Below are 22,429 nucleotides of genomic sequence, written 5' to 3'. Positions count from 1 at the left end.
CTAGCTGGCGCTCTTCTGGGCGACGAGTTCGATCTCGACGAGCATCTTCGGATCCAGGAACGGCAGCACGTGGACCAGGGAGAGCGTCGGGCGGATGTCGCCGAAGACCTCGCCGTGGGCGCGGCCGGCCTCTTCCCACTTGCTGATGTCCGTCAGGTACAGCTTGGACTGCACCACGTCCTCAAAGGCGAAGCCGGCCTCGGCCAGCACTGCCCCGAGCTTCTGCAGGATGTAGCTGGTCTGGGTGAAGAAGTCCTCGCCCACGATGCCGTCCTCGCCGCTGGCGGCGGTGGCGGAGATGTAGAGGGTGTTGTCCACCTGGACGGCCCGGGAATAGCCGAGCGTCTGTTCCCAGGTGGAGCCGGTGCCGAAGGTTTTGCGCATGGGGTGCCTTTCGCAGTTGCCGCAGGGATCGGCACAACTCTAGGGCGGATGGCTGGCAGGCCGATAAAGCGCGCGCTTTTGTGTCAGAGGGCCTGACGGTAGACGAGCAGTTTGATGTCCGTGCCCGGCACCAGCCAGTCACGGTCCGGTGCCCGGACGAAGCCGGTCTTGCGGTAGAGGCCGTGGGCGCTTTCCCAGCTGATGCCCGTTGTGAGGGCCACGGMGCGGATTCCCGGCAGGGACCTGGCGTGTTCGATGATGGCGTGGACCATAGCCTTGCCGGCGCCGCTGCGCTGGACAGCCGGGTCCACCACGAGCATGCGGAACTCGAGCTCGTCGCTCCGGGCGATGTCCGCATAGGGTTCCCCCGCGACCGCCAGTGTCACGGATCCGAGGATGCGGCCGTMCCGCTCGGCCACCCAGATCGTCGCGTCCGCCGCCCGCGTGGCGACGTCCTGGATCTGCCGCATGTAGGGGTGGTCGGCACTCTCAAAGTAGCCCGCCGCCAGGTAGGCGTCCCGGGTGATGCGCGCTATGGCGTCGAAGTMGGCCGGAACGGCGGGTCGAATGAGGATCTGCGAAGGCACCTGTMAATGGTACGGGCGGCCGACGCCGGCTACGTGCGCAAGGGATGTTTCCGTGACTGAACTATCACTATTGCCGGGACCGGGCACTATTGCCGGGACCGGGCACTATTGCCGGGACCGGGCGTGAGGAGCACCCGTCAGAGCGGAAACTTACCGGAGAGTTCCAGCGAACCGGCGCACGTCCAGGCCGCCAGACGCTCGTCGTCGGACGGCCCGCCAGCCAGCGGGCTGGTGAGCCGAGGCCGCCGCACCCAGCAGCCGGCCTCCTCCGCGATCAGCGCACCGGCGGCGAAGTCGTGCTCGTTGAGCCCGCGTTCGCCGTAGGCGTCGTGGGTGCCGTCCGCCACGAGGCACAGGTCCAGCGCCGCCGAGCCCAGGCGGCGCATATCCGCGAAGCCGTCCATCAGGCCGCCCAGGCCGCCGGCCTGTTCCGCCCGGACCCCGGCATCGTAACTGAAGCCCGTCGCCAGGATCTGTCCGGTGCGCCCGGGGACGGGACCGAGCAGGGMCGTCAGCCGGCCCTGCTCCTCGAGCCAGGCCCCCTCGCCCCGGGAGGCGAAGTAGGTGCGGCCCAGCGCCGGGGCGCTGACGACGCCGGCCAGCCAGACGCCGTCGGGGTCCGCCACCGCCACGGAGGTGGCGTAGTAGACGATGTTGCGGATGAAATTAGTGGTGCCGTCGAGGGGATCGATGGACCAGCGGTAGCCGCTGGGCTCCGCCGGCAGGACCGTCCCGCCCTCCTCCCCCGTGATGATGTCGTGCGGCCGGGCGGCGGTGATGACGTCCCGGACGGCGGCTTCGGCGGCGAGGTCGAAGGCCGTCACCCAGTCTCCCGAGTCGCCTTTGTTGCTGACGTCGAGGGCGGCGGCCTTTCGGGTGGCCAGGACCGCGGCACCCGCGGCTGCGGCCGATTTGGCCAGTTCCAGCAGCGCCGCGGTGCCGGGCTCGGCCTCGGGCGGGACGGAGGGGTGGGAGCTCATTKAGCCGCCGCCGCGTCGACGCCGGGGGTGTCGCCGTCGTCGTCTTCCGGGTCAAGGTCCGGGTCCGTGTCGCTGTCCGCCGCACCGGCCGGGCCRTTGGCCAGCAGGGCCCGGAAGCCGTMCTCGTCCAGGACCGGGACACCGAGCTGTTCCGCCTTGTCCAGTTTGGTGCCTGCGTTGTCGCCGGCCACCACGTAGCTGGTGTTCTTGGAAACCGAGCCGGCCGCCTTGCCGCCACGGATCAGGATGGCCTCCTTGGCCTCGTCCCGGCTGAAACCCTCGAGGCTTCCGGTGACCACGACGGTCAGCCCCTCCAGGGTCCGGGGTGTGGACTCGTCGCGCTCGTCGGCCATCCGGACGCCGGCGGCCGCCCAGCGGTCCACGATATCGCGGTGCCAGTCCTCGGCGAACCATTCCGTCAATGCCTGGGCAATCACCGGGCCCACGCCGTCCACGCTGGCGAGCTCTTCCTCGGAGGCCTGCCGGATGGCGTCCATGCTGCCGAACGCGGTGGCGAGCGCGCGGGAGGCGCGCGGGCCGACGTGCCTTATGGACAGCGCCACCAGGACGCGCCACAGCGGCTGGGACTTGGCCTTCTCAAGTTCGCGGAAGAGCTTGTCCGTGGTGGCCGTGGGCTTGGACGGGGTCTTGGTGGTGGCCTTGGTGTAGAAGTAGGGCACGAGTTCGAATTCGCCGGTGGCCACGCCTTTGGAGCGCTTCTCCCGGCGGACGCGGACGTCCGCGAGCTGCTCCGGGGTGAGCTCGAACAGTGTCGCCTCGGTGGTCAGCGGCGGCGTTTCGGGCTCGGCGGGCTGGGTCAGGGCGATCGCGGCTTCCCAGCCGAGGGCCTCAATATCGAAGGCGCCGCGGCCGGCGAGGTGGAAKACGCGTTCACGCAGCTGCGCCGGGCAGGATCGGGAGTTKGGGCAGCGGATGTCCACGTCCCCTTCCTTCCCGGGGGCCAGCGGCGTGCCGCAGGCCGGGCATTGGGTGGGCATGATGAAGTCGCGGACGGGCGGGTCCTGCTGGTCGCGGAGCGCCAGGACCGGGCCCACAATTTCCGGAATGACRTCTCCGGCCTTGCGCAGCACCACGATGTCGCCGATCTTCACGCCTTTGGCCTTGACCACTTCCTGGTTGTGCAGGGTGGCCATTTCCACGGTCGAGCCGGCGACCTTGACCGGTTCCATGATCCCGTAGGGGGTGACCCGGCCGGTGCGGCCGACGTTGACGGCGATGTCCAGCAGCTTCGTGTGCACTTCCTCGGGCGGGTATTTGTACGCCACGGCCCAGCGCGGCACGCGGGAGGTGTAGCCCAGGGCGCGCTGCGTGGCGAAGTCGTCCACCTTGACCACAATGCCGTCGATCTCGTGCGTCAGGCTATGCCGCTTGTCGCCGTAGCGCTTGATGAAGGCCAGCACGTCCTGCAGCCCGGCGAGGACCTCGAAGTACGGGCTGGTGGGCAGGCCCCATTCGGCCAACTGGCGGTAGGTGTCCGACTGGCTGACCGTCTGGAGTCCCTCGCGGGCGCCGATGCCGTGGACGTACATCCGCAGCGGCCGTTTGGCGGTTTCCGCCGGGTCCTTCTGCCGCAGCGAACCGGCGGCGGCGTTGCGCGGGTTGGCCAGCGGCGCCTTGCCGGCCTCGATCAGGGCCGCGTTGAACTCCGCGAAGGCCTTGGACGGGATAAAGACTTCGCCGCGGATCTCCATTTCGGCCGGGAAGCCCGTGCCGCTGAGCTGCTGCGGGATTTCCTTGATGGTCAGGACGTTGTGCGTGATGTCCTCGCYGGTGGTGCCGTCGCCGCGGGTGGCGGCCCGAACCAGCACGCCGTCGCGGTAGAGCAGGTTGACGGCCAGGCCGTCGATCTTCAGTTCGGTGAGCCACGACGGCGGGTTGCCGCCGTTGCCGATCCTGGCGATGGACGCCTCGGCCTTGGCAATCCAGGMCTCGAGCTCCTCGAGGGAAAAGACGTCTTCCAGGCTGTACATGCGCTGCAGGTGTTCGACAGCGGCAAACGCGGCGGACACCTCGCCGCCCACTTCCTGCGTGGGCGAATCGTTGGCCACAAGCTCCGGATGCATGGCCTCGAGGGTTTCCAGCCGCCGGTAGAGCTCGTCAAACTCGGCGTCGGAGATGATCGGCGCGTCCTCCTGGTAGTACGCAAAACGATGTTTCCGGACCTCCTCCACGAGGTCTTCGTACTCCGCGCGCACGTCCCCGGACGGGACCTGCTCCCCCTCGGGACGTTCAGGATCCGTGACGTGCCCCTGGGCTTCGTCGGCTGCTTTTTCAGTCTCTGCTGCGGTCTTTCCTGTGCTCACAGACCTATCCTGCCCTAGATCATTGCCATTGTCCGATCAGCAGTCTGTCCGGTCGGCAGCCCGCCGGTCAGACGGGCGCATCCCCGACGGCGGTCCGGGCATCGACCACAATCGCGGTGACGTTGTCCCGTCCGCCGCTCCGCAGGGCGGCCTGGATCAGTTCGTCGACCGCCGCCTGGGGGTCCGGCTCGGATCCAAGGATGCCGGCAATCCGCTCGTCGCTCAGTTCCCCGTTGAGCCCGTCCGAGCACACCAGCATCCGGTCACCGTCCTCGAGCGGTATCAGCCAGTAGTCGGCCTCGGATTCGTCGCCGGTGCCCAGCGCGCGCGTCACTACATGCCGGCGCGGATGGACAGCAGCCTCGGCTTCCGTGATCTGGCCGGMGGCCACCAGTTCCTGCACTTCAGAGTGGTCCACACTGACTTGGGTGAGGCCGCCGTGGCTGTACCGGTAGGTGCGGGAGTCACCGATGTTCAGGACCAGCCAGTACGGGCCGTCCGGCTGCTCCACCACCACGACGCCGGAGAGCGTGGTTCCGGCGCGGGAGTCCGTGGCCTRGCGGATGCCCTCGTCAGCTATGAGCAGATAGTCCTGGACGAGGCCTGCCGTTGCGTCCCGGCTACCGGTCCTCACCTGCGGAAGCTCCGCCAGGGTGCGCACGCAGATGCTGCTGGCGACTTCGCCTGCCTCGTGGCCGCCCATGCCGTCGGCCACCGCGAAGACGGGCTCGGCGGCAATGAAGGAGTCCTCGTTCATCTCACGKCGCAGGCCCCGGTCCGTGCCGCACCCCCAGCGCAGGCGCGGTCCCCGCGCCCCGACCGAAGCGGGAAGCGGGTCGTCTGAGGTTGGGTTCATGGCCGTCCTAGCTGAAGTGGTACTCGCGAAAGTTGGCGGCGGTCACACACCCGGCCGGGTGGCAGCTGCCGGTCCGACTATTGCATATGCGCCGCACAACTGAGAAGCCCGTGCCCTTAGTCCTGCGCGTGGCGGGTGACTAGCGCTGCGCTTAGTCCTGCGGTCAATCCAGGACGAGGCCGCGGCCGCGGCCGGGCTRCAGCTGTACGGGGTGGATTTCGCCGAAGCCGCGGACGTCCTCGGCCGGGCGGGGYACCAGGACGAAGCGTTCGTCGTCGTCCAGGGCGGCTGCGGTCATGGAATCCACCAGCACGGTGCCGGGATCGGCGAGGGCGGTCAGGCGTGCGGCAAGGTTGACGGTGGGTCCGTAGATGTCGCCCAGGCGGGACAGGATGCGGCCCCAGACCATCGCCACGCGGGCTTGCGGCAGGATCTCGTCCTCCGTGAAGGCGCGGGACAGGGCCAGCGAAATCTCGGCGCCGGCCGCCGGTGTTTCAGCGATGTAGAGGACTTCGTCGCCCACCGTCTTGACCAGCCGGCCGCCGCCGACGGAAATGATCTCGGCGCACTTGTTCTCGAAGCGCTGCACCAACTGGGCGAGCGTCTTCTCATTCATCCGCCGGGACAGGCTGGTGTAGGACACCAGGTCCGCGAAGCCTACGGCCCGCGCCAGGGGCAGCGGCGCGTCGTCCTCGTCGCCTTCGCGGCCCTCTTCGCTGGACTGCAGCCCGGCTTCTGCCCGGACGGCCAGGCGCTGGACGCCGGCGTTGAGCTGGCGGCGCCAGGAGTAGACGAGCATCTCCTCAAGGGCGTCAATGAGGTTCGGCAGCTCGCTGACAAGGCGCTTGCGGGCCACGGCATCCGGCACTCCCTGCTTCTGGACCATGTCCTCGACGAGGGCCTCGATCTGCCACACCACCATCCGGTCCRTCATCTGGCCGATGGCCCGCGTGATGGAAATGGCGGCTTCCTCCGTGAGCTTGCCGGCACGCACCAGGTCCAYGATCGTGGACAGGGCGGACTGGTCGCGTTCGGTGAACGCGACGTCTTCATCACCGAGGTTGGGAAAGCCAAGGGCGCGCCAGAGTTTCCGGGCKGACAGCAKCGAGAGCCCGGCACCGGCGGCGACTTCACGGCGTTTGAGCTTGCGTTCGCCGCCCAGCAGACGGGCTTCGAGGGCCTTGGCGGCGAGCCGTTCGGCGGACATGGTTCCGGTGGGCGGAGCGACGGGTTCAGCGGCATCGGACGCGGCCGGTTCGGCGGCCGGGTCGACGTGCGCGCTGGCATCGGCGTCGGAGTCGGCATCGGCGAAGGMAGGCTCTACGACGGCGGGAGCGTCGTCGATGCCGGCGGCACCAAGTCCGGAGCCGGCGTCGCGGGTGGCCTCAGGCGTTGGCGCCGGGGTGACGGTTGCCGGCTCCGAGATGACGTCTTCGGGCTCCCGGGGCAAATCCGGGGCGGCGAGGTCGGTGTCCTGGTGGACGTTCTCAGCGTTCATCTCTTCCACCTTCTCTCATCTMCCACGGCAAGTCCTCGCCCGGGTTGTTCGTCATGCCCTCGGCCCCGAAGGCATCGCCCCTGGGGAGATCGCCGATGGCGTCAAGAATGAAGTTTCGGAATGTCGCGACCTCTGGAACATCGGGAACCATGGTTCCCAAGGGGTACCCGGTCTCCAAGGATATATTCCCGGAGCGCAATAGGCGCTGCAACAACGATTGCTCAATGGCCACATGGCGGACGGCGGCGAGCGGGATCTGCTGATCGCGCCGCCGTAACATGCCGTAGCGGGTAACTAAGCGCTGGCTGGTCAGGATGTAGCGCGTGGCCTGCCATGTGATGACCCGCGGGAGGCAATAACCGAGCAGCACCCACGCCGCCAGCCCCAGGCACACGGCGATCAGCCAGGGCGTCCATTCCTTGGGGATGAGGGGCACAAGCTTCGCCGGGCCGCCCTTGACGACCCAGGCGCAGGCGTACGCGGCCAGTGCCGGAACCACAACGAACAACAGCGCCGGGACAATMAGCATCCTGGGCTGGGGCCGGGTCACAACAATCACTTGCTCACCCGGCAGGAGCACTTTACGCATAACCGCTTTCTGCTMCGCCGCGGCCGTCTCCACCCTGTCCGTCTGCTGCGGCCGGGTTCCACGGCCTCAAGTGCACGACGTCCCCGGCGGTCACCACATGTTCATGGCCCGTCGCGTCAACCACCAGGAGTGAACCGTACTCGTCCAGGCGCGTGGCGTGGCCGATGATCTCATGGTCGCCGGGCAGCTGGGCGCGGACCTGCTTGCCGAGGGTCGTCAGCAGGTGTTCCACCCTCTTGTGCAGCGAAGGGCCGCCGGCCATCCCAGCGGCGGGATCGCCGTCGGCGTTGCAGAAGCTGCGGTACAAGGTGGCGAAGCGGGACAGGTAGCTCTTCAGGAGTTCCGTCCGGTCCACTGTGTCGGGATTCTCCAGCAGCACGGACGTGGCGGTGGGCACCGGGAGTTCCGGCTCCGTGAGGGTGACGTTCAGGCCGGTGCCRAKGATGACCGGCGGCGTACCGACGCCGCCGAGYGGGCCAAGCTGGGCCAGGATTCCGGCGATCTTCTTGCCGCGCACCAGGACGTCGTTGGGCCACTTGAGTTCCGCGGGAATGCCCGCGGTTTCCGTCAGGGCTTCCCGCAGKGCGAGGGCGGCGAGCAGGGAGAGCCATGAGTAGCTGTGGGTTGGCAGCGGCCGGCCGGTCGCGTTGACCGGACGCAGCACGAGCGAGACGGAGACGGAGCTGCGGGCCGGGGCCTCCCAGTGCCGGTCGAGCCGGCCGCGCGCAGCTGTCTGGTATTCGGCGGTGAGCACGGACAGGTCCGGCCAGGCGCCGGGATCMTCGGTCACGCCGCGGAGGAGATCGGCGTTGGTGGAGCCGGTGGACTCCACCACTGTCAGGCGCRGAATCCCGTTGGCGGACAGGAAAGCTTCATCGCTCAGGGCGGTGAGGTCCAGCGGCGGACGGTCCGGGGTTTCCTGCAGGGCTTCCATCCTTGAATCCTACCGAGGAAAGCGCGACCCGGCTCCGGCCACGTTCACTCACGTACCTCCGCTGGCACTCCCCACCTTCGGCCGGCGCAGCCGGCGTGTCGGCCCGACACGCCGCAGATTCCCGGCCTCGGGTCCGCAAACGAGGGGAATTTCCGCGGGGCATGCCGCCGAAAACACTMAGCAAGCTCAGAGGAAGATGTCCGGGGCCAGCCTGTCCTCCGGCGCGCCGAGGCTGTAGGGGCTGAAGTCTGTCACGCCGGCCGCCGCGAGGACCTGCTCGTCGGTGTAGAAGTTGCCGCTGCGGCTGCCGTTCGCGGGGACCGCGTTGCTGCCGGTCAGCACGGCGTGGGCGGCATCGGCCATGATTTCGGGGCCGCGGGCGCCCTTGACGATCATGTCGCCGCCGGGCATGTTGCGGATGGCCGCGGTKTCGATCAAGGTGCACGGCCAGAGCGAGTTCACGTGGATGCCGTCGGCCTTGAGCTCCTCGGCCAGACCCAGGGTGGTCAGGCTCATGCCGTATTTCGCCATGGTGTAGGCCAGGTGCATGCCGGCCCACTTGGGGTCCAGGTTCAAGGGCGGGGAGAGCGTCAGGATGTGCCCGGCGTCGGAGGCCCGCAGGGCGGGCAGCGCCAGCTTGGAGAGCAGGAACGTGCCCCGGACGTTGATGTCCTGCATGAGGTCGTAGCGCTTCATGTCCACGGCGTCGGTGGTGGAGAGGTCGATCGCCGAGGCGTTGTTGACGACGACGTCGATCCCGCCGAAGCGGTCCACGGCCGCGCCGACGGCGCCGGCGACGTCGGCGTCGTTGCGGACATCGCCCACCAGCGGCAACGCCCGGCCGCCGGCAGCTTCAATCTGTTCGGCGGCGGTGTAGACCGTGCCCTCCAGCTTGGCGTGKGGCTGGCCGGTCTTGGCCATCAGGACGATGTTGGCGCCGTCCCGGGCCGCGCGGAGCGCGATGGCCAGCCCGATGCCGCGGCTGCCCCCGGAGATGAGGATGGTGCGGCCCTGGAGGGAACCGGCGGCCTGATACGGCCCTGCAGCGGCGCCCGAAGCATCATTGCTTGAAGTCATGAGCCCACTCTAGCCGACCAATGTTACTGACGGGTAACAAGGAGGCGCGGGAGCGTTGCGGCGCGAAAATTGTAGGTTCCCTACAGCGGCACCGGCCAATACCGTCACTAGACTTGCCAGCAGAGCCCTGCTTTTGTGGATTCCGACCAAAGGACACCGCGAGCCGGGCACCGAACAACCTAGCGACAGAGCCGGAGACACTTGATGAGCCACGATCTGACCACGACTGCGGGAAAGCTTGCAGATTTCCGCGACCGCCAGGCCCGTGCCGAGCAGCCCTCCGGCCCGGAGGCAGTGGTCAAGCAGCACGCACGCGGCAAGAAAACCGCCCGCRAGCGCATCGACCTCCTGCTGGATGCCGGCTCGTTCGTCGAGTTCGACGCGTTGGCCGTGCACCGCTCCACCGCTTTCGGCATGGAGAAGAAGAAGCCGCTGGGTGACGGCCTCGTCTCCGGCTACGGCACGGTTGACGGCCGCCCGGTGGCCGTCTACAGCCAGGACTTCTCCGTCTACGGCGGATCGCTGAGCCAGGTCAACGGCGAGAAGATCGTCAAGGTCCAGGAATTCGCACTGCGCAACGGCTGCCCGGTGGTCGGCATCCTCGACGGCGGCGGTGCCCGCATCCAGGAGGGCGTCGCCTCCCTGGCCATGTTCGCGGATATCTTCCGCAACAACGTCCACGCCTCCGGCGTCGTCCCGCAGATCTCGCTCATCATGGGTCCCTCCGCCGGCGGTGCGGCTTACTCCCCCGCCCTGACCGACTACGTGGTCATGGTGGACAAGACCTCGCACATGTTCATCACCGGCCCGGACGTCATCAAGACCGTCACGGGCGAGGACGTGGACATGGAGACCCTGGGCGGCGCGCGCCAGCACAACGCCAACACCGGCACCTCGACCTACCTGGCCTCCGACGAGGCCGACGCTGTGGAGTTCGTCCGCGAACTGCTGGACTTCCTGCCCTCCAACAACCTCGCCGAGGCCCCGGTGCTCGAACACCAGCAGGAGCTGGAGATCGACGACGACGACCTCGCCCTGGATTTGCTCATCCCGGACTCGGMCAACCAGCCCTACGACATGCGCAAGGTCATCGAGCAGATCGTGGACGACGCCCACTTCCTGGAGATGCAGTCCCTCTACGCCCCGAACGTGATCATCGGCTACGGCCGGGTGGAGGGCCACACGGTCGGCATCGTTGCCAACCAGCCCATGCAGTTCGCCGGCACCCTGGACATCGCCGCGTCGGAAAAGGCCGCCCGCTTCGTCCGCCACTGCGACGCCTTCAACATCCCCATCATCACCCTGGTGGACGTCCCGGGCTTCCTGCCGGGCAAGGACCAGGAGTTCCAGGGCATCATCCGTCGCGGCGCGAAGCTGCTCTACGCCTACGCCGAAGCCACCGTGCCCAAGCTGACCGTCATCACCCGCAAGGCCTACGGCGGTGCCTACATCGTGATGGGCTCCAAGAAGCTCGGCGCGGACCTCAACCTCGCCTGGCCCACCGCCCAGATCGGTGTCATGGGCGCCCAGGGCGCGGTCAACATCCTGTACCGCCGCGAACTCGCCGCGGTGGCCGAGGCCGGCGGCGACGTCGAGGCCAAGCGTGCCGAGGTGATCCGCCAGTACGAGGAAGAGCTGCTCAACCCCTACCAGGCGGCCCAGCTGGGCTACGTGGACTCGGTCATTGCCCCGTCCGAGACCCGGGTGCAGATCATCAGGGGCCTCCGCGCCCTCCGGGACAAACGGGCCGCCCTGCCCGCCAAGAAGCACGGGAACATCCCGCTGTGACCCCCGTGCACGAACCCGCTGAACCGCTGGAACCGGCTGAACAGCCGGGCGCCGATGCGTCGCCGGCACTGCTTTCCGTCGTCAAGGGCGAGCCGACGCCGGAGGAGCTGGCGGCGCTGACCGCCGTCGTGCTGTCCATGGGGCAGGCCCCGCAGGCGGCACCGGAAGCTCCCGGCGTCCGGCACTGGGTCCGCCGGCAGCAGCTGCGGCTCGCACCCAAGCCGGGTCCGGACGCCTGGCGCCGCAGCCTCGGCTAACCGTCCGGCTAAGCGGCCCGGCTGGGCCGCCACCGAAAAAAGTTCAGCGAGTCTTTCATAACCACGACGGCCGGGCTAGTCTCGTCGGGTGACTACCGAAACCATAGCCTCAGACAACTCGGCCCCCGCGCGCCAGCAGACCGCCATTGATGCCGTCGCCGACGCCTACACGGACACCCTCATCCGGCTTAACCCGAGCTTCGCCACCGAGCTCGGCCTGCCCGGGCACGAGACCGAATACCCGGACTTCTCCCCCGCCGGACACGAGGAATTCGCGGCCGCGGCGCGCKAGGCACTCGCGGCGCTGGACGGTCTGGAGCCGGTGGACGACGTCGACGCCGTCACCCTCGACGCCATGCGGGAGCGCCTGGGCCTGCAGCTGGAAATCCACGAATCGGGCTGGGAGGCGGCCGACCTGAACAACATCGCCTCGCCGTCGCAGGACATCCGCGCGATCTTCGACCTCATGCCGACGGATACGGCGGATCAGTGGGACCACATCGCCGGCCGGGCCAACAACGTCCCCGCCGCGATCGACGGCTACATCGAATCGTTGCGCTCGGCGATGCAGGACGGCAAGGTGGCCGCAGCCMGCCAGGTATCGATCGTAATCGAGCAGGCCACCAAACACGCAGCCGACGACGGTTTMTTCGCAAACCTCACGGCCGGCGCCACGACTGCGGACGGCCTGCTCCCGCCGGAACTGCAGTCCAAGCTCGACGCCGGCACGGCGGCCGCCCGGGTGGCCTACGCCCGGCTTGCGGGGTTCCTTGAGTCCGAACTCCTGCCCGTCGCCCCCGCCAAGGACGCCGTCGGGCGCAGCCGCTATGCGCTGGCCTCACGGTCCTTCCTCGGCGCCACMGTGGATCTGGAGGAAACCTACACGTGGGGCGTGCAGGAACTGGACCGCCTGATCGCCGAACAGGAACGGGTGGCCGGGGAAATCCGGCCCGGCGCCACGATCGAGGAAGCCAAGGAGATCCTGAACAACGATCCCGCCCGCCAACTCAAGGGCACCGACGCCCTCCAGGCCTGGATGCAGGAACTCTCCGACAAGGCCGTGGCGGAGCTCGCCGGCGTCCACTTCGAGATCCCGGACGTCATGAAGACGCTGGAGTGCAAGATCGCCCCCACCGATGAAGGCGGCATCTACTACACCGGCCCCTCGGAAGACTTCAGCCGTCCCGGCCGGATGTGGTGGTCCGTGCCTGCCGGTGAGGACACCTTCACTACCTGGGCCGAAACCACCACCGTCTACCACGAGGGAGTGCCCGGCCACCATCTGCAGGTCGCCACCGCCACCTACCGCCGCGAGCTGCTGAACAAGTGGCGCCGGAGCGTGTGCTGGACCTCGGGCCACGGCGAAGGCTGGGCCCTCTATGCGGAGAAGCTCATGCAGGAACTGGGCTACCTGAAGGATCCGGGCGACCACATGGGCATGCTCGACATGCAGCGCATGCGGGCCGCCCGCGTGGTGTTCGACATCGGAGTGCACCTGGAGTTGGAGGTGCCCGAGCGTTGGGGGTCGGGCACCTGGACCCCGGAGAAGGGCTTTGACTTCCTGCGCGCCAACCTGCCGATCAGCGAGGGGCAGCTGAAGTTCGAGTTCACCCGCTACCTCGGCTGGCCGGGACAGGCACCCTCCTACAAGGTGGGCCAGCGGCTGTGGGAGCAGATCCGGGCCGAGCTTGAATCCCGCCCCGGCTTCGACCTCAAGGCGTTCCACACTAAGGCCCTGAACATCGGCTCGGTGGGCCTCGACACCCTCAAGCGCGCGCTGCTGGGGTAGGGCGGTTCCCGGGAGCAGCCATCCTCCCCGCCATCTCCCTAGCCTCGCAAGCTCGKCCAGGGAACCCTGTTGGCGTGGGCCCAGGCGTGCTCGCTCGAACACCCCACCGTCCCCCTAACCTCGCAAGCTCGGTMAGGGAACCCGGACGATGGGGCACTCGCTTAGACGCACGCTGCCGGATGGCTGCCTCCCGGGCCCTGAGGGGAGATAAAGGCCACACCGGAGGTTGGAATAACTTCACAATCGGGCAGTCTTCCGGCGTATTTCCTGGGATTGCGCGACCGGACCCAAAAACTTGCCGCGTAATATTTCTCAACATCCTTTCGCTGTGCTATCGGCGCGGGTCCTAGCGTGTTCCGGTGAGCACTCAGACAAGCACCCCCGCACCCGCTGGCAAGACCKGGTTCCAGCTACCCAGATGGGCCGGCTCGTTCGGTTTCCAGATCATCGCCGCCCTGATCGTGGKCCTCGGCCTTGGCCTTCTCGCCAAGTACACGGGCAGCACCAAGGCGAACCCCAATGCCCTCGGCGCCACCCTGCAGACCATCGGTTCGAGCTACGTCTCGCTGCTGCAGACCGCCGTCGTGCCCCTCATCTTCACCGCCGTCGTCAGCTCCATTTCGAACCTGCGCGCGGTCTCCAATGCCGCCCGGCTCGCCTGGAACACGCTGCTCTGGTTCGCCATCACCTCGCTGATTGCCGTGCTGATCGGGATCGGACTCGGCGTGCTGCTGCAGCCCGGCGCCGGCACCGGTATCAACCAGGAAGCCAAGTACGCCGGCAAGTCCGGCGACTGGTGGGCCTTCCTCACCGGGCTGTTCCCCAAGAACTTCCTGGGCCTTGGCGCCACCACCACGGTCACCGACGGCGTCGCCACCACGGCGGTGAGCTTCAACGTGCTCCAGATCCTGGTGATCGCCATCGCCGTMGGCATCGCCKCGCTCAAGGTCGGCAAGGCCGCCGAGCCGCTCCTGAAACTCAACGCCTCCGCCCTCGCCGTCATCCAGAAAGTCCTCTGGTGGATCATCCGGATCGCGCCGCTGGGCACGGTCGGCCTGATCGGCAACGCCGTGGCCGTCTACGGCTGGGACACCATCGGCTCGCTCGGCAAGTTCACGGTGGCCATCTACATCGGCCTGGCCCTTGTGCTGTTCGTGGTCTACCCCGTCCTGATCCGCAGCCACGGCCTGTCCGTCAAGCAGTACTTCTCGGGCGTGTGGCCCGCCGTGCAGCTGGCCTTCGTCTCCCGCTCCTCGATCGGCACGCTGCCGCTGACCCAGCGCGTGGCCGAACGGAGCCTGGGCGTCCCGCGCGCCTACGCCTCGTTCGCGGTGCCCCTGGGCGCGACCACCAAGATGGACGGCTGCGCCGCGATCTACCCCGCCRTCGCTGCGATCTTCGTGGCCCAGTTCTTCGGCATCCAGCTTGATTTCACCCAGTACCTGCTGATCGCGCTGGTGTCCGTGCTCGGCTCGGCCGCGACCGCCGGCACCACCGGCGCCGTCGTGATGCTGACGCTGACGCTTTCCACCCTGGGACTGCCGCTGGCCGGCGTCGGGCTCCTGCTGGCGATCGACCCGATCCTGGACATGGGCCGCACCGCCGTCAACGTGGCTGGCCAGGCCCTGATCCCTGCGATCGTGGCCAAGCGCCAAGGCATCCTGGACGAGACCCTCTACAACGCGCCGCGGAACGGCGATCCGTTCAGCGACGACCTCGCCGACGTTGTGGCCGCGCCGGCTGCCGATCCGGCCGCTGCCCCGGCACCCGCCGCAGCGCGGCCGACGGCGGAGCGCGAACTGGCGGACGCCACGGCCTAGCCGGTCCGGCCGCACAGGCAAAAGTGCGACGGCGAAGTCCCCGGGAAACTCCCGGGGACTTCGCCGTTTCCATTGAACGGGCCGGAGGGCTGGCCCTTAGCGGCCGCCGATCACGCCCTTTTCCGCCGCCTTGGTAACGGCGTCCGCTTCGGCCTGGGTCAGGGTGCCGTCCTTGACAGCCTGGTCCAGCCGGGGCTTCAGCGCGGCGGCGTGCTGGTTCTGCTCCGCGGCCCGGATTTCCTCCAGGGCGGCCGTGACCTTGGCTTCATCGATGCCAAGGGACTTCGCCAGGGACGCGGCCAAAGCCTTCTCCATCGCGGCGCGGTCCGGCTTCTGCCCTTCGGCCGGCGGGGTGGTCGGCTTGTTCGCGTCGCGGAAGGCCTTCAGGGCGTCAGTGACCTTGGCCTCGTCAACGCCGAGTTTGGCGGCGAGGTCCTTGACACGGGTGCCGAGCTCGGCGCCCGCGGGTCCATGGCCGTGGCGCCCACCGTGCATGCCGTGCCCGTCGGAAAAGGTGCCACCCGGGGCGCTGGAGCTGGAGGACGGGGTGGGGCTCGGCGTCGTCGTGGCAGAGGCCATCCCGGCGACTCCGAGCCCGGCCCCGAGTGCCACCGCCGCGGCCCCAAGGCCGAGCGCGATTTTGGTTGTGCGTGACATGTGTGTCTCCTGGATCTGCCGCGCGGTGACGGCTTTTGTTGCTGACGGCTCTCCTTGGGAAGTCGGTACCACCAGCGTTTCCAGTCTGCACCCGCGCCAGCAGAGATAGCTGTCTCCCAGCTTTCAGGTTCCTGTGAATCCGGCAACGGATCCCGCCCCTGGCGCAGACGTGAATCCCGCTGCATGGCTGCCCTCGCCCAGGCCCCAAAAATGGATAGGCTCTGGGCATGCTGATCGTCACATCGAACGACATCCCGGGCCACCGGATCGACGCCGTCTTCGGCGAAGTCATGGGGCTGACCGTCCGCTCCCGGGACGTCACCGCCCAGGTCATGGCGGGCTTCCGTTCTTTGGGCGGCGGCGAGGTGCGGGAAATGACCCGGGCCCTCTACGACAGCCGGCAGCAGGTCATGGCCCGGATGGTCTCCGAAGCCGAGCAGCGCGGCGCCAACGCCATCGTCGCCATGCGCTTCGACACGTCAGCGATCGGGCCCAACTGGACAGAGATCTGCGCGTACGGCACTGCCGTCTTTGCCATTCCACTCTCACACGACGAGCCCGGAGCGACTGGCCAGTCGATCTACCTGGCCGGTTCCGGCGACGCGGCCAGCGAACTCAACCCCTGAGCCTCAAGCCTTGAAAATACTTGCCCAGAGTGCAAACATGCACGTAGTGTAAGGGCGTGTCTGCACTACCATCCTCTGCCGGCGGCCAGGCTGCCGCATCCGGTGAACCCGGMGTCCCGTCACGCCGCGAACTAAATAAGGCGGCCACCCGGCAGGCCATCACTGATGCCGCACTAAATCTGCTCCGGTCGCGGGGCCCCGGAAACTTCACGGTGGAGGACATTGCCGACGCCGCAGGGATATCCCGCCGCACCTTCTTCAACTACTTCGGCAGCACCGAGGCGGCGCTGGCCTCGGTGACATTCGGATTTCTTGACACGGCGCTCCAGCAGTTCCGGCTGCGTCCGGCCGACGAACCCATCTTGGACTCGGCGCGGGCAGCCCTCGTTGAACTGGCCGATCCCATGACCGTTGCACCGGTAGCCGAGATTTACAGCCTGGGCCAGACCAATCCCCAGCTCAGCCGCTCCGAACTGGAAGCCTGGGACCACTGCACTGAACAAATCATCGAGGCCGCCCGCGAACGCTTTGCCCGGACGGCCGGCCACGACATCGACGAACTCTATCTGCGTGCCCTCGCCGGTTCGGTCATTTCCTGCGGCAAAGCCGCCCTGGACGTCTGGTTTGCCCGTTGCGGCGGCGACCTCAGCCCGGATTCCCTGTCCGTCCTGCGCCAGCTCCTGATCGAATCCATGGGCCTGCTGGGCTCCGGTTTCGCATCCCACTCCCCCGCCCCTTCCCCAGATCGGCACTGACATGGCCCTATTGCTTTACCGTCTCGGCAAGTTCTCCTACCGTCACCGCTGGCTCGTCATCTCCCTCTGGCTCGCCGTCATGGTGGCCGTCGGTGGTGCGGCAGCCGCCTTCCACGGGACTTTGTCCAATAACTTCCAGATTCCCGGCACCGAAACMCAGCAGATGGCGGACAAGCTCAAGAGCGAGCTTCCCTCGTCCTCCGGCGGCTCCGCGAGCGTCGTGTTCGAAGCCAACGATGCCCAGTTCAGCCAGGCCGGAAAGGATGCGGTCACGGCGGCGCTGGCAAAGCTGAAGACCCTGCCCGATGTCCAGGGCACGGTTGACCCGTTCGCCACCCAGGCGCAACTGGACAAGGCCGCCGCCGACCTCGCCGCGGGCAAGGAGCAGTCCGCCGCCGGCAAAGCCCGGCTGGACCAGGCCACGGCCGAGCTGGCCGCAGGAAAGGCCAAGCTGGATGCTGCCGAGCAGCAGATGACGGCGGCCGGCATGCCGGGCGCCGTCATCGAGGCGCAGCTCGGCCAGCAGAAGGCGGCCCTCGCCGAAGGCCAGGCAAAGCTCGACGCCGGCACCAAAGAACTGGAAGCCGGCGAGGCAAAGCTGGCCCTCGGCACACGTCAGCTGGAAGCATCGAAGGGCCTGCGCTTCGTCTCCGAGGACGGCAAGGCCGCGATCGCGCAGATCCAGTTCAAGACCTCCATCAACGGCCTCAAGCCTGAGGTCCGGCAGGAAGTCCAGAACATCGTCAAGGAGGTTTCCGCCGCCAACGTGACTGCCCTGCCCAGCAAGGAGATCAGCGAGGACATTTCCGAGATCTTCGGCACCGCCGAAATTCTCGGCATCGCGGTGGCAGCCCTGGTCCTGATCATCATGCTCGGGACCCTGATCGCTGCCGGGCTTCCGCTGCTGATGGCCATCGTCGGCGTCGCCGTCGGTGTGGGCGGCACCTTCGCCCTCAGCGGTGCCATGGACATGAGCTCCATCTCCCCGATGCTGGCGCTGATGCTCGGCCTTGCCGTCGGGATCGACTACTCCTTGTTCATCGTCAACCGCCACCGCGGACAGCTGCTCGGCGGTATGGACGCCKAGGAATCCGTGGCGCTGGCCACCGGCACGTCCGGCAACGCTGTGCTCTTCGCTGGCCTTACTGTCATCATCGCCCTCGCGGCCCTCGTGGTCCCCGGCCTTCCGTTCCTGGCCGTCATGGGTCTCTCGGCCGCCGCGACGGTAGCCGTCGCCGTCGTCGTTGCCCTGACACTGACGCCCGCTGTCCTCTCCCTTGTGGGCCGGAAACTGATCTCCAAGCGAGCCTGGGCCAAGGCGGAGAAGCACAACGCCGCCCCGGGCCACGAGACCGAGGACCGGGCCCGCGACGAACGCCGCAGCACCCACGGCTGGGGCGGCCTCGTCACACGGCACCCGGTCCTGACCCTGCTGGCCGGCGTCCTGCTGCTGGGCATCGTGGCGCTGCCGGCGAGCCAGCTGCGGCTTGCCCTGCCCGATGCCAGCTCCGAGCCGGTCGCCTCGCCAGCCTTCAAGGCCTATGACGTGACCAAGCGAAGCTTTGGCGAGGGCATGACCGGCCCGATCATCGTGGTGGGCGACCTCCCCGAAGGACTCAGCGAAGCCGACGCCACGGCCAAGCAGTTCGCCGTCGCGGACATCCTGCGCAAGACCGAGAACGTCACCGCCGCCGTGCCTCTGGCCCTGAGCGAGKACCGCCGCAMCGCCGTCTTCCAGGTCATCCCGAACGAGGGTCCGGCCAGCGCGAGCACCGTCCAGGTGGTCTCCGACCTCCGGGCCGAAAAGGCCCAGATCAAGGACTCCACCGGCGTCAGCATCGGGCTCACCGGACAGACCGCCGGCAACGTCGACGTGTCCACCAAGCTCGGTGACGCGCTGCCGCCGTACCTGGCCATCGTGGTGGGCCTCTCGCTGATCCTCCTGCTGCTCGTGTTCCGCTCTATCTGGGTACCGTTGCTGGCCACCGGCGGTTTCCTGCTCTCGCTCGCCGCCGCCTTCGGTKCCGTCGTCGMCGTCTACCAGTGGGGCTGGCTGGGGGGCGTGTTCGGCGTCGAGAATCCGGGTGCCGTGCTGAGCTTCCTGCCGATCATCCTGATCGGCGTGCTGTTCGGCCTGGCCATGGACTATCAGGTGTTCATTACCTCAGGCATGCGCGAGTCGTTCATGCACGGTGAATCAGCCAAGCACGCGGTCCGCACCGGTTTTAGCCATGCCGCGTCCGTGGTCACCGCCGCCGCCATCATCATGGTCAGCGTGTTCTCCGGCTTCATCTTCTCGCACCTGAACATGGTCCGGCCGTTGGGCTTCGCCATGGCCTTCGGCGTGCTGGTGGACGCGTTCGTGGTCCGCATGACAATCGTCCCCGCCGTGATGTACCTGCTCGGCGAGAAGGCCTGGTGGCTTCCCCGCTGGCTGGACCGGATCCTGCCGGACGTCGACGTCGAGGGCGCCAAGCTCCACCAGCCGGCACGCGCCGCAGCGGCCTCGACTGAGGTCGAGCYCGAAGCCGAGTCTGAAGAGGTCGCAGCGCGCTGACGTTCGCCAGCGCGGTACGACGGTATGCGCCGCCCGCTAGAGCAACGCGGGCTCCCTCAGCGATTGCGGTAGTAGTCCTTCCAGACCAAGCGTTGAAGGGGAATCCAACGCGGCAGCGACCTCAGACCGGGGATGAACGGCAGCAGTGTCAGCAATGCCGTGAGCACGAACATTGTGACCACAACCAGGGCATCGGCATTCGGCGCGGACTTGAACGGTTCCACCTGGTAAAGGAGCGAGAAGAGCCACAACMACGACTGCCCCGGCGTATCGCCGGTTTCGTTMATCACGCCCCACTGATCCCCGGAGAGGTGTTGGCTTGCCGCGAGACCCGGGAAGTAGCTGCCGTCTCCCAGGAACAGGAGGCTACGCGTGTAGTCCGTGTTGTAGAAGTTTCCGCCGTTCTGCAGCACGCCGTCCAGATTGCCTTGGCGCGCCATGTCCAGCAAGGCGCCGGTCAGCGCGGGGACCGGCCCGTAATCGCCGTCGGCCACCTTGGCGGGGTCGTTATCGGGCGCGKCGGCGAGGGCGTCGGAATAGGCGGCTGCCCAGACTGAGCGCTGCTGATCCGTGGCCGCCATCCAACGCGCCAGGTCTGCGGGTGGCGACGGCAGCGTCGCCAGCGGGGTGATCACGAAGTCATTGGCGGCATCGACCGGGAGGCGGACGCCGGAGAGGCTTTGCAGGTCCACGGGGCCGATTGTCTGCGACGCACCCGGAGTGGAGTTGTAGGGCGGCCCGTACGCCGCGGAATCGCTGGTTCCGGCCAGTTCTTTTGCGGCGGTGCCAACGAAATCCGCCGGAGCGGCCGTGGCCCACGCTTTGAGGCTGACGCTGGGCTCATCAGGGGACCCGAAGAGGGCGGATACGCCGAGCACGAGCAGGCCGACCACCACAACACCGATGATCAGTTCCTTGATGAGGTCATATTCGCGGACGCTGCCCGTCCAGGGCCGGCTGGCAACGTCGTCCGTCTTCCGCCAAGAGGTGCTGTTGGTTTTCCTGGTCATCGCACTGCGCCCCGGGATTCGGTGGGCTCCGGCGGTGTGTTGGAGTCCGGGGCTTCGGCGGTCTCCGGCGGTTCCGCGGGCTCGGGGCGGTTGTGAAGCAGCTGGGCGTMGGACTCCTCGGCCTCAAGCGGAGGTACAACGCCGTGGACCCGGACCAGCAGGACATGCAGGACCACCACAGCGCCCACGGCCAGGGGCAGCAGTGTGATGTGCCAGGTGAAGAGCTGCCCGACGTTGGCGACGTTGAACCAGGCGCCTACTCCGACCGCGTTCAGCGCATCCTTGGCTTCGAAGGCAATCCACTGGGAATCGAAGTTCGTCTGGAGCAGATACCCGGTGAAGGCCGCCACGATGGAAACGACAAAGGAGATCACGCCGGTGATCCAGGTCAGGACCCGGCCCCCGCGCCAGGCCGCCATCCAGAACTTCAGCCACAGATGCACCACCATGAAGATGAAGAAGAGCTCCACGCTCCACAGATGGGTGCTGTTGACGAAGTGCCCCAGCGATGAAACGTGGTACCACTGGGGTCCGTTCAGTCCCAGMACGATCMCCGAAATGACGATCCACAGCAGTGAAGCGATAGCCCCCATGCCGAAGACGTACGCCCAGGATGCCACATAGCTCGGCTGGTCCTCGGGCAAGAGCTTGTCCGGAGGAAGCTTCTTAAGGAGCCACCGGCGGGCTCTGCCCGTCCAGGTGTGGGCGTCAGGTTCCTCGACCGGCGTGCGATGCCCCGGCGTCGTCTGGGCGGTCATTTCCGCCGCTTCCCGCCGGGAAAAGGCAGGACCAAGGCCAGGACAAACAGGATGATCATCACAACGATCACTATCAGGTTTCCCGACTGGATGGTGAAGCCGTCCCAGCCAAAATATGTTCCGTCCCCAACGCTGCCAACGCTTGCCACTAGCCATCCGGTCATGGGCTGCTCGATTCCCTGTAGTGTCCCGAGGCAACCACACCATGAGCAAGTATCCGCAGCCAGAGTCTTTCGCCCTGGCCACGCGCCGACAACGCGGAGCGACTTGGCGCCCCTGGAGGCCCCCGGACGGGCGCTGGGTGACCCCGCGTTGCTGTGCTGCGGTGGATTAGGCTGGATCCGTGACCCGCCTCATTCTTGCCTCCCAGTCCCCCGCCCGCACCAAGCTGCTCAGCCACGCCGGGATCCGGCACGAGGTCCTTGTCTCCGACGTGGACGAGGACGCCGTCCAGGCCCGCTACGGCGTGACGGACCCACATGACACCGCCCTCCTGCTCGCCCGGGCCAAGGCCGAGGCCGTCGCCTMCCTGCCGGAGGCCGACGGCGCCATCGTCATCGGCTGCGATTCGGTCTTCGAGTTCGACGGCGAGGCCCACGGCAAGCCCTACACGGCCGACGTCGCCCGTGAACGCATGCTCCGTATGAGCGGCAGCATGGGCGTCCTGCACACGGGCCACTGGCTCGTGGACTGCCGCGACACCGACGGCGGATACACAGACGACGTCGGCGGGGACTTCACCGCCCGGGGCTMCGGCGCCACGCTGGGCTCGGTGTCCTCGGCCGAGGTGCACTTCATGGAGATGAGCGCCGAGGAGATCGAGACCTATATCGCCACCGGCGAGCCCCTCCAGTGCGCCGGCTCCTTCACGATCGACGGCTACGGCGGGGCGTTCATCCGGARGGTCGACGGCGACCCCCACACCGTCGTCGGGCTTTCCATTTCCACGCTCCGGGCGCTGCTCAGCCAGGCCAATGTGGGAATCACCGAACTCTGGACGGGCGGGGCCATTGACCCGGCAGACGTCCGTGCCGAGTGAGAGCAGGGGGACTGCCAGCGACGGCGGAATGAGCCAATTCGCCGCCMTTTGTGGCAACCCTACAAAGGAAGGGCCGTTTACGCGCGGAATCCGCAAGTAATATCGGCGGAACCCTCAAAACCGCGCTAGGCTCCCTGAAGGAAA

The 22,429-nt window shown here is 67.7% G+C and carries 21 protein-coding genes; 8 read left to right on the top strand and 13 right to left on the bottom strand.

Going from position 1 to position 22,429, the window contains the following annotated elements; all coding sequences use genetic code 11:
- From AC1DBQ_RS01675 to AC1DBQ_RS01635, 9 genes are all read right to left on the bottom strand, one after another.
- Window positions 1–384, bottom strand: a complete 384-nt coding sequence (locus AC1DBQ_RS01675) for a RidA family protein (RefSeq protein WP_476926836.1) — start codon at window positions 382–384, stop codon at window positions 1–3.
- Between the two features lie 83 nt (window positions 385–467).
- The gene (locus AC1DBQ_RS01670; RefSeq protein WP_476926835.1) at window positions 468–971 is read right to left on the bottom strand and encodes a GNAT family N-acetyltransferase; all 504 of its coding nucleotides are present in this window, start codon (window positions 969–971) and stop codon (window positions 468–470) included.
- 137 nt (window positions 972–1,108) lie between these two features.
- Window positions 1,109–1,951 (bottom strand): inositol monophosphatase family protein, encoded by an 843-nt coding sequence (locus tag AC1DBQ_RS01665; RefSeq protein ID WP_476926834.1) that lies wholly within the window; start codon window positions 1,949–1,951, stop codon window positions 1,109–1,111.
- Window positions 1,948–4,275, bottom strand: coding sequence for an NAD-dependent DNA ligase LigA (gene ligA / locus AC1DBQ_RS01660; RefSeq protein WP_476926833.1), 2,328 nt, complete (start codon window positions 4,273–4,275; stop codon window positions 1,948–1,950). The genes AC1DBQ_RS01665 and ligA overlap by 4 nt, the downstream gene beginning before the upstream one ends.
- Before the next feature lie 67 nt (window positions 4,276–4,342).
- Window positions 4,343–5,131, bottom strand: coding sequence for a PP2C family protein-serine/threonine phosphatase (locus tag AC1DBQ_RS01655; RefSeq protein ID WP_476926832.1), 789 nt, complete (start codon window positions 5,129–5,131; stop codon window positions 4,343–4,345).
- Window positions 5,132–5,294: 163 nt separating this feature from the next.
- The gene (locus AC1DBQ_RS01650) at window positions 5,295–6,629 is read right to left on the bottom strand and encodes an adenylate/guanylate cyclase domain-containing protein (protein ID WP_476926831.1); all 1,335 of its coding nucleotides are present in this window, start codon (window positions 6,627–6,629) and stop codon (window positions 5,295–5,297) included.
- Window positions 6,619–7,218 (bottom strand): PH domain-containing protein, encoded by a 600-nt coding sequence (locus tag AC1DBQ_RS01645; protein WP_476926830.1) that lies wholly within the window; start codon window positions 7,216–7,218, stop codon window positions 6,619–6,621. Before AC1DBQ_RS01645 ends, AC1DBQ_RS01650 begins: the two co-directional genes overlap by 11 nt.
- The gene (locus AC1DBQ_RS01640; protein ID WP_476926829.1) at window positions 7,211–8,152 is read right to left on the bottom strand and encodes a biotin--[acetyl-CoA-carboxylase] ligase; all 942 of its coding nucleotides are present in this window, start codon (window positions 8,150–8,152) and stop codon (window positions 7,211–7,213) included. Before AC1DBQ_RS01640 ends, AC1DBQ_RS01645 begins: the two co-directional genes overlap by 8 nt.
- Before the next feature lie 186 nt (window positions 8,153–8,338).
- Window positions 8,339–9,229, bottom strand: a complete 891-nt coding sequence (locus tag AC1DBQ_RS01635) for an SDR family oxidoreductase (protein ID WP_476926828.1) — start codon at window positions 9,227–9,229, stop codon at window positions 8,339–8,341.
- Window positions 9,230–9,433: 204 nt separating this feature from the next.
- Between AC1DBQ_RS01635 and AC1DBQ_RS01630 the strand changes: the two genes are divergently transcribed.
- From AC1DBQ_RS01630 to AC1DBQ_RS01615, 4 genes are all read left to right on the top strand, one after another.
- Window positions 9,434–11,017, top strand: coding sequence for an acyl-CoA carboxylase subunit beta (locus AC1DBQ_RS01630; RefSeq protein WP_476926827.1), 1,584 nt, complete (start codon window positions 9,434–9,436; stop codon window positions 11,015–11,017).
- Complete coding sequence (locus tag AC1DBQ_RS01625) at window positions 11,014–11,274, top strand: acyl-CoA carboxylase subunit epsilon (RefSeq protein ID WP_476926826.1); 261 nt, start codon at window positions 11,014–11,016, stop codon at window positions 11,272–11,274. Before AC1DBQ_RS01630 ends, AC1DBQ_RS01625 begins: the two co-directional genes overlap by 4 nt.
- 88 nt (window positions 11,275–11,362) lie before the next feature.
- On the top strand, window positions 11,363–13,063 hold the full coding sequence (locus AC1DBQ_RS01620) for a DUF885 domain-containing protein (protein ID WP_476926825.1): 1,701 nt from the start codon (window positions 11,363–11,365) through the stop codon (window positions 13,061–13,063).
- Window positions 13,064–13,422: 359 nt separating this feature from the next.
- Window positions 13,423–14,883: a dicarboxylate/amino acid:cation symporter gene (locus AC1DBQ_RS01615; protein WP_476926824.1), complete on the top strand. Its 1,461-nt coding sequence runs from the start codon at window positions 13,423–13,425 to the stop codon at window positions 14,881–14,883.
- Window positions 14,884–14,979: 96 nt separating this feature from the next.
- Here the strand turns inward: AC1DBQ_RS01615 and AC1DBQ_RS01610 are convergent, their stop codons facing one another.
- Window positions 14,980–15,540 (bottom strand): hypothetical protein, encoded by a 561-nt coding sequence (locus tag AC1DBQ_RS01610; protein WP_476926823.1) that lies wholly within the window; start codon window positions 15,538–15,540, stop codon window positions 14,980–14,982.
- A gap of 227 nt (window positions 15,541–15,767) precedes the next feature.
- Here AC1DBQ_RS01610 and AC1DBQ_RS01605 point away from each other — a divergent pair, with 227 nt between their 5' ends.
- From AC1DBQ_RS01605 to AC1DBQ_RS01595, 3 genes are read left to right on the top strand one after another with little or no spacing between them, the layout of a single operon-like run.
- The gene (locus AC1DBQ_RS01605) at window positions 15,768–16,166 is read left to right on the top strand and encodes a YbjQ family protein (protein ID WP_476926822.1); all 399 of its coding nucleotides are present in this window, start codon (window positions 15,768–15,770) and stop codon (window positions 16,164–16,166) included.
- Between the two features lie 56 nt (window positions 16,167–16,222).
- A complete protein-coding gene (locus AC1DBQ_RS01600; protein WP_476926821.1) occupies window positions 16,223–16,921 on the top strand; it encodes a TetR/AcrR family transcriptional regulator in 699 nt (232 codons plus the stop codon).
- A 1-nt stretch (window position 16,922) separates the two neighbouring features.
- The gene (locus tag AC1DBQ_RS01595; RefSeq protein WP_476926820.1) at window positions 16,923–19,478 is read left to right on the top strand and encodes an MMPL family transporter; all 2,556 of its coding nucleotides are present in this window, start codon (window positions 16,923–16,925) and stop codon (window positions 19,476–19,478) included.
- Window positions 19,479–19,534: 56 nt separating this feature from the next.
- Here AC1DBQ_RS01595 and AC1DBQ_RS01590 read toward each other — a convergent pair whose 3' ends face one another.
- From AC1DBQ_RS01590 to AC1DBQ_RS01580, 3 genes are read right to left on the bottom strand one after another with little or no spacing between them, the layout of a single operon-like run.
- Window positions 19,535–20,488, bottom strand: a complete 954-nt coding sequence (locus AC1DBQ_RS01590) for a hypothetical protein (protein WP_476926819.1) — start codon at window positions 20,486–20,488, stop codon at window positions 19,535–19,537.
- A complete protein-coding gene (locus AC1DBQ_RS01585) occupies window positions 20,485–21,246 on the bottom strand; it encodes a cytochrome b N-terminal domain-containing protein (RefSeq protein WP_476926818.1) in 762 nt (253 codons plus the stop codon). Before AC1DBQ_RS01585 ends, AC1DBQ_RS01590 begins: the two co-directional genes overlap by 4 nt.
- Window positions 21,243–21,410: a hypothetical protein gene (locus AC1DBQ_RS01580; RefSeq protein WP_456507168.1), complete on the bottom strand. Its 168-nt coding sequence runs from the start codon at window positions 21,408–21,410 to the stop codon at window positions 21,243–21,245. Before AC1DBQ_RS01580 ends, AC1DBQ_RS01585 begins: the two co-directional genes overlap by 4 nt.
- Before the next feature lie 179 nt (window positions 21,411–21,589).
- Here AC1DBQ_RS01580 and AC1DBQ_RS01575 point away from each other — a divergent pair, with 179 nt between their 5' ends.
- Entirely contained in the window at window positions 21,590–22,285 is a 696-nt protein-coding gene (locus tag AC1DBQ_RS01575) for a Maf family protein (RefSeq protein WP_476926817.1), read from the top strand.
- The last annotated feature ends 144 nt before the right edge of the window (window positions 22,286–22,429 follow it).

This window comes from Arthrobacter sp. 10T413_2 (genome assembly GCF_056394205.1).
This window is presented reverse-complemented; position numbering and strand designations above follow the sequence as displayed.

Excerpts from the sequence above, each read along its gene's own strand:
- AC1DBQ_RS01605 (WP_476926822.1), top strand. The coding sequence starts at position 15,768 with ATGCTGATCGTCACATCGAACGACATCCCGGGCCACCGGATCGACGCC.
- AC1DBQ_RS01675 (WP_476926836.1), bottom strand. The coding sequence starts at position 384 with ATGCGCAAAACCTTCGGCACCGGCTCCACCTGGGAACAGACGCTCGGC.
- AC1DBQ_RS01610 (WP_476926823.1), bottom strand. The coding sequence starts at position 15,540 with ATGTCACGCACAACCAAAATCGCGCTCGGCCTTGGGGCCGCGGCGGTG.
- AC1DBQ_RS01580 (WP_456507168.1), bottom strand. The coding sequence starts at position 21,410 with ATGACCGGATGGCTAGTGGCAAGCGTTGGCAGCGTTGGGGACGGAACA.